The organism is Flavobacterium sp., assembly GCF_039595935.1.
Classification (GTDB): domain Bacteria; phylum Bacteroidota; class Bacteroidia; order Flavobacteriales; family Flavobacteriaceae; genus Flavobacterium.
The window spans coordinates 1,604,740-1,617,223 of record NZ_JBCNKR010000006.1 but is presented as its reverse complement, the minus strand read 5'-3'; the positions used below and the strand labels follow the sequence as shown (position 1 = coordinate 1,617,223).

At 35.6% G+C, this 12,484-nt stretch carries 12 protein-coding genes; all 12 read left to right on the top strand.

Annotation, left to right across the window (positions count from 1 at the left end; all coding sequences use genetic code 11):
* Positions 1-3 precede the first annotated feature (3 nt).
* The 12 genes from ABDW27_RS16785 to ABDW27_RS16730 are packed head-to-tail and all read left to right on the top strand — an operon-like array spanning position 4 to position 12,475.
* Positions 4-2,103: a phage tail sheath C-terminal domain-containing protein gene (locus tag ABDW27_RS16785; protein ID WP_343696940.1), complete on the top strand. Its 2,100-nt coding sequence runs from the start codon at positions 4-6 to the stop codon at positions 2,101-2,103.
* Between the two features lie 27 nt (positions 2,104-2,130).
* Entirely contained in the window at positions 2,131-2,559 is a 429-nt protein-coding gene (locus ABDW27_RS16780; protein ID WP_007806487.1) for a phage tail protein, read from the top strand.
* A 2-nt stretch (positions 2,560-2,561) separates the two neighbouring features.
* On the top strand, positions 2,562-3,008 hold the full coding sequence (locus tag ABDW27_RS16775; protein WP_343696939.1) for a phage tail protein: 447 nt from the start codon (positions 2,562-2,564) through the stop codon (positions 3,006-3,008).
* Positions 3,009-3,015: 7 nt separating this feature from the next.
* Positions 3,016-3,183 (top strand): DUF5908 family protein, encoded by a 168-nt coding sequence (locus tag ABDW27_RS16770; RefSeq protein ID WP_343696938.1) that lies wholly within the window; start codon positions 3,016-3,018, stop codon positions 3,181-3,183.
* Between the two features lies 1 nt (position 3,184).
* Positions 3,185-3,874, top strand: coding sequence for a LysM peptidoglycan-binding domain-containing protein (locus tag ABDW27_RS16765; protein ID WP_343696937.1), 690 nt, complete (start codon positions 3,185-3,187; stop codon positions 3,872-3,874).
* Complete coding sequence (locus ABDW27_RS16760; protein WP_343696936.1) at positions 3,875-4,108, top strand: hypothetical protein; 234 nt, start codon at positions 3,875-3,877, stop codon at positions 4,106-4,108. It begins immediately after the preceding gene.
* A 44-nt stretch (positions 4,109-4,152) separates the two neighbouring features.
* Positions 4,153-5,619, top strand: coding sequence for a type VI secretion system tip protein VgrG (gene vgrG / locus ABDW27_RS16755; RefSeq protein ID WP_343696935.1), 1,467 nt, complete (start codon positions 4,153-4,155; stop codon positions 5,617-5,619).
* Between the two features lie 36 nt (positions 5,620-5,655).
* The gene (locus ABDW27_RS16750) at positions 5,656-5,946 is read left to right on the top strand and encodes a PAAR domain-containing protein (RefSeq protein WP_343696934.1); all 291 of its coding nucleotides are present in this window, start codon (positions 5,656-5,658) and stop codon (positions 5,944-5,946) included.
* A gap of 2 nt (positions 5,947-5,948) precedes the next feature.
* Positions 5,949-6,359: a GPW/gp25 family protein gene (locus ABDW27_RS16745; protein WP_343696933.1), complete on the top strand. Its 411-nt coding sequence runs from the start codon at positions 5,949-5,951 to the stop codon at positions 6,357-6,359.
* Positions 6,360-6,370: 11 nt separating this feature from the next.
* Complete coding sequence (locus ABDW27_RS16740) at positions 6,371-8,617, top strand: hypothetical protein (RefSeq protein WP_343696932.1); 2,247 nt, start codon at positions 6,371-6,373, stop codon at positions 8,615-8,617.
* Positions 8,553-9,785 carry a baseplate J/gp47 family protein gene (locus tag ABDW27_RS16735; RefSeq protein WP_343696931.1) on the top strand — a complete coding sequence of 411 codons (1,233 nt, stop codon included), beginning with the start codon at positions 8,553-8,555 and terminating at the stop codon, positions 9,783-9,785. The genes ABDW27_RS16740 and ABDW27_RS16735 overlap by 65 nt, the downstream gene beginning before the upstream one ends.
* Positions 9,773-12,475 carry a hypothetical protein gene (locus ABDW27_RS16730; RefSeq protein ID WP_343696930.1) on the top strand — a complete coding sequence of 901 codons (2,703 nt, stop codon included), beginning with the start codon at positions 9,773-9,775 and terminating at the stop codon, positions 12,473-12,475. Before ABDW27_RS16735 ends, ABDW27_RS16730 begins: the two co-directional genes overlap by 13 nt.
* Positions 12,476-12,484: the final 9 nt, after the last annotated feature.

The window sequence follows — 12,484 nt, the reverse complement described above, 5'->3', positions numbered from 1 at the left end:
ATTATGGCAACAACTTACAAAACGCCTGGAGTATATGTTGAGGAAATCGTAAAGTTTCCTCCTTCTGTTGCCCAGGTAGAGACTGCGATTCCCTGTTTTATTGGCTATACTGAAAAAGCCACAAACAAGATTAATGGAGATTTAAAATTGATTCCAACAAGAATAACATCTCTTTTAGAATACGAGCGCTTTTTTGGCTTTGCAAAACCAGAAACAACAATTAGTGTTACCATTAATGATGTTTCAACTGATAATGGAGACATAAGATCTATTGTTGTAGATCAGCCAACTTCAAAACAGCCTTTTTTAATGTATTATTCATTGCAATTGTTCTTTGCAAACGGCGGTGGTCCTTGCTACATTATTTCGGTTGGACGTTATGGAAATGATTTAGATGAGAATGACACTCCGGTTACAGCGATCAATAACAGCGATGCTTTAAACGACGGATTAGCAGAATTAGAAAAGGTAGACGAACCAACTTTAATTTTATTTCCTGATGCAACAAAAGTAAGCGGCATAACTATAACGGATTTCTACGGACTATACAATAATGCCTTAATGCAATGTCAAAATCTTCAGGACAGATTTACTTTAATTGATACTTTAGATTATGATGAATCAAGTCCAACAGACTCTAACATAGGTGATTTGAGAGATAAAATTAGTTCTGAAAAAGACACTATTAAATACGGAGCGGCTTATTATCCGCATCTTGAAACTATACTCGACTATGCTTTTGACAGCAGTAAAATTATCTTAAAACATTACTCCTATACAGCAAAAGCGTATGATCAAATCGCTGAGGGATTAATCTCTATCGAAAATCCAACTTTAGGAATTGATGCAACTGTAGCCAAATTGGTTGACGTTACTACTACTCCCGGAGATATTTCGGGTCAAATAAGTGATTTATTTTTACAGATGTACAGTAACGACGCAACCGGTTTTGATCTAGGCGGAACTTTTGTTAGCAACCCTGCTAAAAAAACAGCTTTCCTGAATAAACTGAATGTTGTGCTTACTTCATTAGAAAGTTTGTCTCTTTTAAGAAATTCACTAAATGACGAAGCAAATGCTGCAATAAGCACAATATCTGATGAAGATATGGTTATTGCAAACACCATCACCAGTACTTTGGCTACTTTTAATTCGAATTTTACTGTCGCAAATAAAATTGATTCTGTATATAAAAATTTAAAAACATTAAAGAAAAAAATACAGGACGAAAACGCAACTGCGAAACTGCTTAAAATTGTATCAACTGATCCTGTAAGTTTTGATAAAGAACTAAAAAAATTGGTAGACTATTCTCCGTTAACCACTAAAACCGGAATTACAGTAGCTACCAATAATTTTTCTGCTATTAAAGCAGACCTTCTTGCACTTTTAAATGCTATTAAATCGGTTAGCGGAAAAGATGTAAACAACGGAGCATTAAACGGAAGAAAACTAAGCACTTTAGAATCTATCGACAATGCGACTTTCAACAAAATCCTTACTGAAATTTACAATCTGCCTATAACACTTCCTCCAAGCTCAGCTATTGCCGGGGTTTATGCCAGAGTTGATAAAGACAGAGGCGTATGGAAAGCACCGGCAAACGTAAGTTTGAACTATGTAATAAAACCAACTGTAAAAATAACAAATACCATTCAGGACAACTTAAATGTTGATACTGTTGCTGGTAAATCTATCAACGCTATCAGAACCTTTACCGGTAAAGGAACCTTGGTTTGGGGATCAAGAACCTTAGCCGGTAACGATAGTGAATGGCGTTATGTACCAGTTCGACGCTTTTTTAACATGGCCGAAGAATCCATTAAAAAAGCAACCGAACAGTTTGTTTTTGAACCTAACGATGCCAATACCTGGATAAGAGTAAGAGCTATGATTGAGAATTTCTTAATTCTTCAATGGAGAGCCGGAGCTTTGGCAGGAGCAAAACCAGAACAAGCTTTTTATGTTAGAATCGGATTGGGACAAACCATGTCTGCAATGGATATTTTAGACGGTAAAATGATAATCGAAATCGGTATGGCAGTAGTTCGTCCGGCTGAATTTATCATCCTTCGTTTCTCTCACAAAATGCAGGAATCTTAATTAAATCATCATTAAAAAATATAGATCATGAGTTATCCGTTACCAAAGTTTCATTTCTCAGTTGACTGGGGTGGAACAAAAATAGGTTTTACAGAAGTTTCCGGATTAGATGTCGAAACTGAAGTTATCGAGTACCGTCAGGGCGCAAGTCCGGAATACAGCAAAATTAAAATGCCGGGAATGCAGAAGTACTCTAACATTACAATGAAAAGAGGTACTTTTAAAAGCGATAATGAATATTACGCATGGTGGAATACCGTAAAACTAAACACCATCGAAAGAAGGGATATTACCATCAAATTACTTAATGAGGAGCACGAACCAGTGATTACCTGGAAAGTAAAAAATGCATGGCCGACTAAAGTACAATCGACTGATTTAAAAGCCGACGGAAACGAAGTTGCTATCGAGTCTATCGAATTGGTTCATGAAGGTTTATCTATTCAAAATGACTAGTCATGTCTAACTATTATCCACCCGTAGGCTTTCACTTTCTGGTTGAATTCGATCAGCTGGGCACAAAAGAAAAAGACCATCAATTTCAATCCGTATCAGGACTTTCTGTAGATCTTGAAACGGAAGAAATTGTTGAGGGTGGAGAAAACAGATTCAAACACAAACTTCCCGTTAAAACCAAATATCCCAATTTGGTTTTAAAAAGGGGGATACTAATTGATTCTGATGTTATTGAATGGTGCAGAAAAGCATTAGAAAATTTTGAATTTAAACCCGTTGATTTAACTGTAAAACTCTTGAATCAGGACCACGAGCCTTTAATGCACTGGAAAGTGGTACATGCCTATCCTGTAAAATGGGCTGTTGAAGATTTTAGTGCCTTAGAAAGCAAAATCGTTGTTGAAAGCTTTGAGCTTGCTTATAATTATTTCACTCTTCATAAAAAATAATTTTATCATGCCAATTGAAATCAAAGAGCTTCACATTAAAATAAACGTGAGCGAAAGTGCAAATTCGGGTGCAAAACCAGCCTCTTCATCATCTTCCTCTGGTAATGAAAAAGATACTGTGGCTGAGTGCGTCGAACAGGTAATGAAAATTATAGAACGAAAAAAAGAACGCTGATATGACAACTGGCGAATTAAAAAAACTAAAAATCATTGCTTACAGCGATCCTCAATTCAACAATCCCATTTCTGATATTGAAGAGTTCGTTACTTTGATGAATCCGGAAAAGTATACCTTTCATTACAAGATAGAGCAAGATACAACTCAGGCCGCCGGTACGAGCAGTCCCGCACCAAGATTTAGTGCGATTGCTCCGGAGGAATTAGAACTGGATTTTGTTTTTGACCGAACTGGTGTTATTGCCGGTAAGGAAAGTACAGAAAATGGTGTTATCGAAGACATTGAACATTTTAGAAAAGTAATTTTAGAATATAATGGTACCGAACATAAACCAAACTATTTAAAAATTGCCTGGGGAAGTCTGCTTTTTAAAGGATCTCTCACTGAAATGACCATTGAGTACAAACTTTTCAGACCAGACGGAACACCTATTAGAGCCATTGCAAAAGGAAAATTTAAAGGTGTTGTTGAGGATGAGTTAAGAGCGAAACAGCAAAACAATCAATCTCCTGATTTAACACATACCAGAATTGTAAAAGCTGGCGATACACTTCCGTTAATGTCTTTTAAAATCTATGGCGATTCAAAATATTATCTCGAAGTAGCAAGAGCCAACAAGCTTATCAATTTTAGAAAATTAAAAATTGGTCAAAAAATCTTTTTCCCTCCAATACAAAAACAACAATAGATGAACAATAGCGGCGTCATACAAACCAGTAAAAGTGCAGATTTAATAACGCACAAATTGCTCATTGAGGGAACTGAGCTGTCTGGCGTTTACCAGGTTATGAGCATTGTTGTTCATAATGAGGTAAACAGAATACCTATGGCGCAAATTGTTTTGACCGATGGAGATGCTGCTTCTCAAGATTTTAAATTAAGCAATGAAGATTTGCTCATTCCGGGGAAAAAATTGAAATAAAAGCAGGTTATCACAGTGACGAAGAAACTATTTACAAAGGAATAGTGATAAAACATTCCATAAAAATAAAAGACAAATCATCTTTGTTGATTGTAGAATGCAAAGACGAAGCCGTAAAAATGACTATCGGCAGAAAAAGCAAATACTTTTATGATGTAAAAGACAGTGATGCTTTTGAAGACATTATAGGCACTTACGGATTGCAAAAAGATGTAGAAAGTACTAATTATAGCCACAAAGAGTTAGTGCAATACAATACGTCTGATTGGGATTTTATTGTTTCCCGTGCGCAGGCTAATGGAAAATTATGTTTTGTTGAAAACGGCAAAATCTCGATTAAAAAACCAGATTTGGCTTCTGAACCAGTTGAAACGGTTGCTTTTGGCTCAAGCATGCTCGATTTTGATGCCGAAATGGATGCCCGTAATCAGTTTGCCAAAGTTTCATCCTACAGCTGGAACGCATCCAATCAGGAATTATTAGAAATTGAGGCCAAAGACCCCAGCGTAAGTCTAAACGGAAATTTAGCTTCTTCAGATTTATCTGATGTTGTAAAACTGGAAAATTTAGAATTGCGTCACGGCGGTCATGTTACCGATACTGAACTGCAAGATTGGGCCGATGCAAAACTATTATTTCAGCAGCTGTCAAAAGTTCGCGGAAGAGTAAAATTTCAAGGTATTCCCGCTGTTAAACCCAATACCATTATTACGCTTGAAGGTGTTGGAGATCGCTTTAATGGCAAAGCATACGTTACTGGAGTTTTCCATGAAATAGCGAATGGTAACTGGACTGTAAATGTGCAGTTTGGATTAAATCCCGAATGGTTTTCTGAAACGTATGATATTAATACGCCATCGGCTTCAGGAATAATTCCATCCATAAAAGGACTTCATATTGGTATTGTAACGCAGCTTCAGGACGATCCGGACAGCGAAGACCGAATTTTGGTCAAAATCCCAATCATCAATAACGAAGAACAGGGAATTTGGTGCAGAGTGGCTGCCTTAGATGCTGGTGACAACAGAGGTACTTTTTTTAGGCCTGAAATTGAAGACGAAGTTATTATTGGCTTCATCAACGAAGATCCAAATGATGCTATTGTATTGGGAATGCTTCACAGCAGCGCAAAACCCGCCCCATTAAAAGCTTCTGACGATAATCATCAAAAAGGGATTTTTACAAGAAGCGAAATGAAAGTCTTGTTTGATGACGAAAAAAAATCAATAGCCATTGAAACTCCGGCAGGAAAAAAAATAACGCTGGACGAAGACAAAGGATCTATAGTTGTTGAAGACGAAAATTCAAACATAATTACAATTGACAGCGCCGGAATTAAAATGGAAAGTGCCGGCGATATTTCAATCAAAGCAACCGGAGATGTAAAAATTGAAGGCACGAATGTAAATCTAAAAGCAACCGCCCAATTTAAAGCCGAAGGAAGCGCAGGCGCAGAAATGTCATCTGCAGCGGTGGCAATTGTAAAAGGCAGTATTGTACAGATAAATTAACAATGCAATTTCAATAGCAATTTCAAATAAATAATTATGGGAGCACCAGCCGCAAGAATTAACGATATGCATGTTTGCCCAATGGTAACAGCAACTGTCCCTCATGTTGGCGGACCAATATTACCGCCGGGTGCACCTACTGTAATGATAGGCGGTCAGCCGGCAGCCTGTCTGGGAGATATGATCACTTGTACAGGTCCTCCGGACAGCATTATAGCTGGCTCAGCCACAGTGCTCATTGGAGGAAAACCAGCCGCAAGAATGGGAGATTCAACAGCCCATGGCGGAACAATCATAATAGGATGCCCAACCGTTTTAATAGGTTAATTATGGAAAGTAAAGAAGCTTTTTTAGGTACTGGATGGAGTTTTCCGCCAGAGTTTAAAAAAAACAATAAAGCAGTCGTAATGACATCTGATGAGGCAGATATTAAAAGCAGTCTGGAAATATTGCTTTCTACCAAAATCGGCGAACGCATTATGCTGCCCAGATATGGTTGTAATATGGACGAATTACTTTTTGAAACATTAGACAGAACACTTAAAACTTATGTTTCAGAGCTCATAAAAACGGCCATTTTATATTACGAACCCCGAATTGATGTTGAAAAAATTGACATCACACAAGGCGATGATTTAGAAGGAGAATTATTGGTTATAATCGATTATAAAATAAGAAGCACAAACTCAAGAAGCAATCTTGTTTATCCATTTTACAAAGGAGAAGGCACTAATATTTAAAGCTATTACCCATGAGTACCGAAAGCAGTCATATAGACAATGTAATTTTTAAAAGAAATGGAGTTAACCAGGAAGAACGTTTTAGCGATGCGTTAGAGCCTGGTAACTTAAAACTTCATGATTTTACTATTGAAGACTGGCTGTTGTTTGCTTATAATTTTGCAAAGCAAGTCAACTTTTTCGATACCAATAATGATAAAACCCCAGATGGCGACTGGCAGGAATTTTTCAGCTATTTCGGTTTTTCAAAAGATAATCTTCCAGACGGCATTCCAAAAAGAACAGATAAAGAATATACTGCTTTAAAAGAAAGTATTACCAAAACATTATCTAATGCTAATATAAATCAGGACCTTACCCCTCACATGACATTGTTTGTGTGTTTCCTGAAATTATTGGAACTATCTCAAAACAAACTTAATCTCATCACAAAAAAGCATTTAGACTTTTTTTATAAAGACATACTGCAAATTGAAAAACTGCCTGCAAAAGCAGATAAAGTCAGTATCATTTTTGAACTGGCAAAAAAAATAGCCGAAGAAAAAATCGCTGCAAACACAGAACTTGACGCAGGCAAAGATTCCGATGGCAAAAAATTAATATACAAAACGACAGAAGAATTTATTGCCAACAAAGCCAATATCGCTTATCTAAAAAGTGTGTATAATGATATTGAGTTAGGCGAAATTAAATACAGTGATATTGCCAATTCTCTGGATGGAAAAGGAGAACCTTTAAAAGAAGAATCTCCTTATTGGTTTCCTTTTGGATATACATCCAATGAAAAAAAATACCCTGAATTGAGCGATGCCAAATTAGGTTTTGCAATAGCTTCAGAATTATTTAATCTTAAAGAAGGCGAAAGAAACATTGCAGTGACGATTACTTTTGGTCAAAATTTAACTTTTAAGAATCCATTTAATGTTGATGATCTTCTAGACAATATCAGTATTTTATATAGTGGCAAAAAAGGATGGGTTGGCGGTTTTAAACTTAGCAGCGGCCTTCCTTTTAAAGCTGTAAATGTATCTTCAACCATTACCGGCAACCAGTTAAAACTGGTTTTTCAGATACCTAAAGATGATCCGGCAATTGTTAACTACGATCAGAAAGTTTTGGGCGAGTTTTTCTCTACAGAACTTCCTGTAATTCGATTTTTAATCAACACACAAAATAAAAAAGGACATACTCTTTTTAGAGCTTTAGTTATCAATACAGTAACTGCTATTACTGCAAAAGTTGAGGTTAAGGATGTAAAATCTTTATTATTAGAAAGCGATACAGGGCTGCTTAATGCTGCAAAACCCTTTTTCCCTTTTACAACTCAACCTGAAAAAAACAGTTCGTTTATCATAAACTATCCTGAAATTTTTTCTAAAAAATGGACAGATGCCTATATTAACATAAAGTGGAAAAACACTCCTTTATCATTTGTAACTCATTATGCTGCTTACAAAAATAGTTTTCTTGAAACTATAAGTAAACAGGGTTTTATTGATGCCATTTTCAAAAAGGACACCGTTAACAACTTAATGAATGCCAACCAGCCTGAAGATGGAATTGCTAAAAAAAACAATTCGGAAATAAAAGCTCCTGTAGAAATAAACGATTCAATAGAAGCTGTTGCAGAAAAAACCGAATCACGTGAAATAAACCCAGACGATGGAATTGTTATAGACGATTATTTTAAAGCAACCTTATCTGTTTTAAACAAAGAAGTTTGGGACGAACAAGATAAAGCGGTTAATTTATTCGATGATGATGATGAGAAAGATAAAGCATTCGAATCTAACATCAATGTAAAAGGCGGTTATGAACTTGGCAAAAGCGGTCCTATAAGATTGACATTGAATCAATCCTTTTTACATTCACTATTTCCAAAAGTATATACTTTGGCTATAATGAATGTGGCGACTGACCCAAACACTCCTATTCCAAATGAGCCTTACACACCAGTTGTAGAAAGTATAAGTTTGAATTATTCTGCTGAAGAAAGTATTGATTTTACGGTTTCTGGCTACGAGTCTAACCGAATAAAATTGTTTCACGAAGCTCCGTTTGGTCAGCAGGAAGAGCATTCTTATTTGAAACAACAAGCTATTAATAAAGAAATTTTAGATGCTGCTACACCTATTACCAATTGTCTGGTTCCGGATTATTGCAATGGAGGCGAATTTTACGTTGGTCTTCAGGATGCCGAAATATCGCAGACAAATTTCATTATTATTTCAAATACTGGAAGGAAGCGAAAACATTAACGTAGCCACTTTTACAGGAAAACAAAAAGTTGAATGGTACATATTATGCGATAATTACTGGAAAAATCTTGACAAAGATCTTTTGGCAAACGGCATAGATAACTTTTTAAAATCAGGTATCATAAAATTTAGCATTCCGAAACAGGCTACAAATGACAATACACTTTTTCCAGCCAATACTATTTGGGTGAAAGCAAAAATGCACAAACATTATGATGCGGTTTGCAAAGTTATCGATGTGAAAACACAGGTTGTTACCGCTCAATTTTTTGACAACAACAATAATTTAGCGCATTTAGACAGTACATTGCCTGCTAAAACCATCTCTAAATTAATTACCAGAGTTCCGCAGATTAAAAGCGTTGAACAGCCTTTTAATTCATTTGATGGAAAACCCTTAGAGTCAGATCCCTCCTACTATCTGCGTGTAAGCGAACGCCTTCGTCACAAAAACAGAGCGATAACTCTTTGGGATTATGAGCATCTTATTTTACAGGAATTTCCAAATGTTTTTAGAGTAAAATGCCTTAACCATACTTTTATTTCGGGTACAGACACCTCGTTTTTATCTCCGGGAAAAGTAACAGTGGTTGTAATTCCGGATATCGTAGACAAAAATGTATTCGATATTTATGAGCCAAGAGTAAGCACTGCTGCATTAAACAGCATAGAGAGTTTTATTAATTCTAAAAACTCAATGTTAGTATCTGCAAAAGTAATTAATCCTGATTATGAAAAAGTTATTATCAAACTGGATGTAAAGTTTTATCCAGAGTATGATGAGAATTTTTATAAAAAACAGCTTAATGAAGATCTTATAAAATTTTTATCTCCCTGGGCATTTGATACTTCAAAGCAAATCATATTTGGGGTCGAACTGCAGCGCAGCGTTGTTATAGAATATATCGAAAATTTATATTACGTCGATTTTTTATCTAAACTGGAAATGGCCATTTATATAGATAAAAAAACAGATAAAGAACATCCTAAACCATTAGAAGATACAGAAAACAACGATAAAAATGTAAATCTTTTAGACTTTCAAACCACACTGTCTCCATCAAGCCCAAAAAACATTTTAGTTTCTGTTAAAAACCACATTATCAGCACCAAAATAGACACTTGTAAAAAAATAACTCAAGAAGAACCTGAAAAATGTCAATACTAAACCAACATATCACCATTCCTAAAAATTCAGCTACCGAGGATGATTTGGATTTCTTTTACTTAAGAAAAAAAGGAATTGAATATATCGAGTCTTTTGGCAGCAAATTTTGGACCGATTTTAATGAGCATGATCCGGGTATCACGATGCTGGAAATGCTTTCTTATGCTATTTCAGATCTTGGCATGAGACTCAATCTTCCTATAGAAAATATATTAGCATCTGATGATAGTAATAAAGGTATTCCAAAACAATTTTTTAAAGCTTCAGAAGTATTATCATCAAGCCCTGTAACGCAAAATGATTACCGAAAACTATTTATAGACATAAAAGGAGTTCGAAACTGCTGGCTTGCCAAACATGAGAAAAAAGTATATGTAGACTGCAAAAAAAATCAGCTTTCTTATGATATTAAGGATTATAATAATTTACCAGAAAATTTAAGAAAATCCTTTGACCTTAATGGTTTGTATGATTTGTATGTAGATTTTGAAAGCTCTAAACCTTCAGAAATAGAAATCGTTAAAGAAGAAATAAGAAAGCAGTATCATGCCAACAGAAACCTTTGCGAAGATCTTGTTGATATAAGAAAAGTGGTAGACTACCCTATAAAAATATGTGCTGATATTGAAGTAAATACGGAGGCCGATGAAGAACTGGTACATGCCAATGTTATTCATGCTCTTGAAAGTTACTTATCGACAACCGTCAATTTTTATTCGCTAAAGCAAATGATTGACAAAGGATATTCGACTTTGGAAATTTTTGACGGTCCATCTTTAGAAAACGGATTTATTGATACAAAAGAATTACTTACCGCCGATTTGAGAAACGAAGTGCGCCTTTCTGATATTATGAGAATAATAATGTCTGTACCGGATGTCGTACTCATAAAAGATATTTCGTTAGGAAATTGCGGAGGCGATGATTTAGAAAACAAATGGCTAATCTGCCTTGCTCCTTACCAAAAACCTGTTATTTGTGTTAAAAGTGTTTTCAATTACAACAAAGGATTATTGCCTTTGAATATCAATCAGGCTCAGGTAAAAATTTATTTAGATGCCATAAAAGCCGAAAAAGACAAAGCCACAACCAACGCCAGCCAGGATAAAGAATTAGATATTCCAAATGGCGAATATCTTAATACGGACATTTATACAACCATACAAAATGATTTTCCTGAAACCTATGGTATTGGCGAAGTGGGGCTTCCATCGAGAGCATCTGTTGAGCGTAAAGCTAAAGCAAAACAACTAAAAGGATATCTTTTATTTTTTGATCAGATCTTAGGAAGTTATTTTAAACAATTAGGTCAGGTAAGCGAATTGCTTTCTGTGAGCGGAAATTTAACCCGAACTCTTTTTACTCAAGTCGTTAAAGACATTGAAAGTGCAGATGATATTGTAAACGGATATGAAAATTACACGGATGATTCTATTACCGAACTGCTTTTTGACCAGCAGGACAATAATATTGAACGTAGAAATAAAATTTTAGACCACCTTTTGTCTCGTTTTGCAGAAAATTTTTCAGAATATGTTTTTGTCAACAAAACCATTTATGGCAATACTACGGATCAGGTCGTATTGCGTGACAAAGAAAACTTCTTAAAAGATTATAAAGTAGTAAGCAAAGATCGTGGCAATGCTTTTGATTATTACAAACAGCCCATTGCCAATTTATGGAATACGAATAATGTTTCGGGAGCCGAAAAAAGAATCTCGAGACTCATAGGTATTAAAGATTACAGCCGCCGAAATCTTTCAAACTCATTTGTCGAAATGTACAATTTTATTGACTCAGACAATCAATCTGTGTACAGATGGCGTATTCTGGACACTAATAATGAAATTGTACTTTCTTCAACAGTAGAATATTTCGATACCTCAGCAGCGAATAAGGAACTTTATTTTGCCGTATTGCAAATTATTCAGACCAGGGAATATAAAATTAAAGAGGCTTTTAAAAATGGAACTGTAAAAGATTTATCCATCATCGATAATATTTTAATACAACAGTCAGACGCAGGCAAATATTCTTACGATATTATAAATCAAGCCATTAAAGACAAGAAAAATCCGGACCGCATTATTGCCCGCAGATATGAATATTATAATAACCTGCAGGATTTAGAAAAATCGATTCTGGACTTGATAAAATTCATGAAAGAAGATTTTACCGAAGAAGGAATGTTTTTGGTAGAACATATGATGCTACGCCCGGATGTAAACCAGATAACTGTAAATCCTGATACGTTCATGCCTGTCTGCGCCGAAGAATGCGGTGACTGCGAACCCATAGATCCCTACTCTTACCGCGTGAGCGTAGTGCTGCCGGGATATACGCTGCGATTTGCCAATACCGATTTTAGAAATTATATCGAAAAAATAATTAAGGAAGAATTGCCGGCTCACGTTCTGGCAAAAGTTTGCTGGATTGGATATAGGGAAAAAGATGTAAAAGACCCCGCAGAAAACCAGCTTGTTCAGTTTGAAAAAACATATAAAGACTACTTAATCGCCAAAACCGATTTGAATCAAGAGCAGCCTGAACCGCAATTAATCAGTTTTATTAAATCACTTACCAGTCTGGACAATGTTTACCCAACAGGACGACTATTTGACTGCAGTGATGAAAACGAGCGATTGTCAGATAAAATTATACTAGGAAAAACGAATTTAGGATCATTATAAAAACTATTA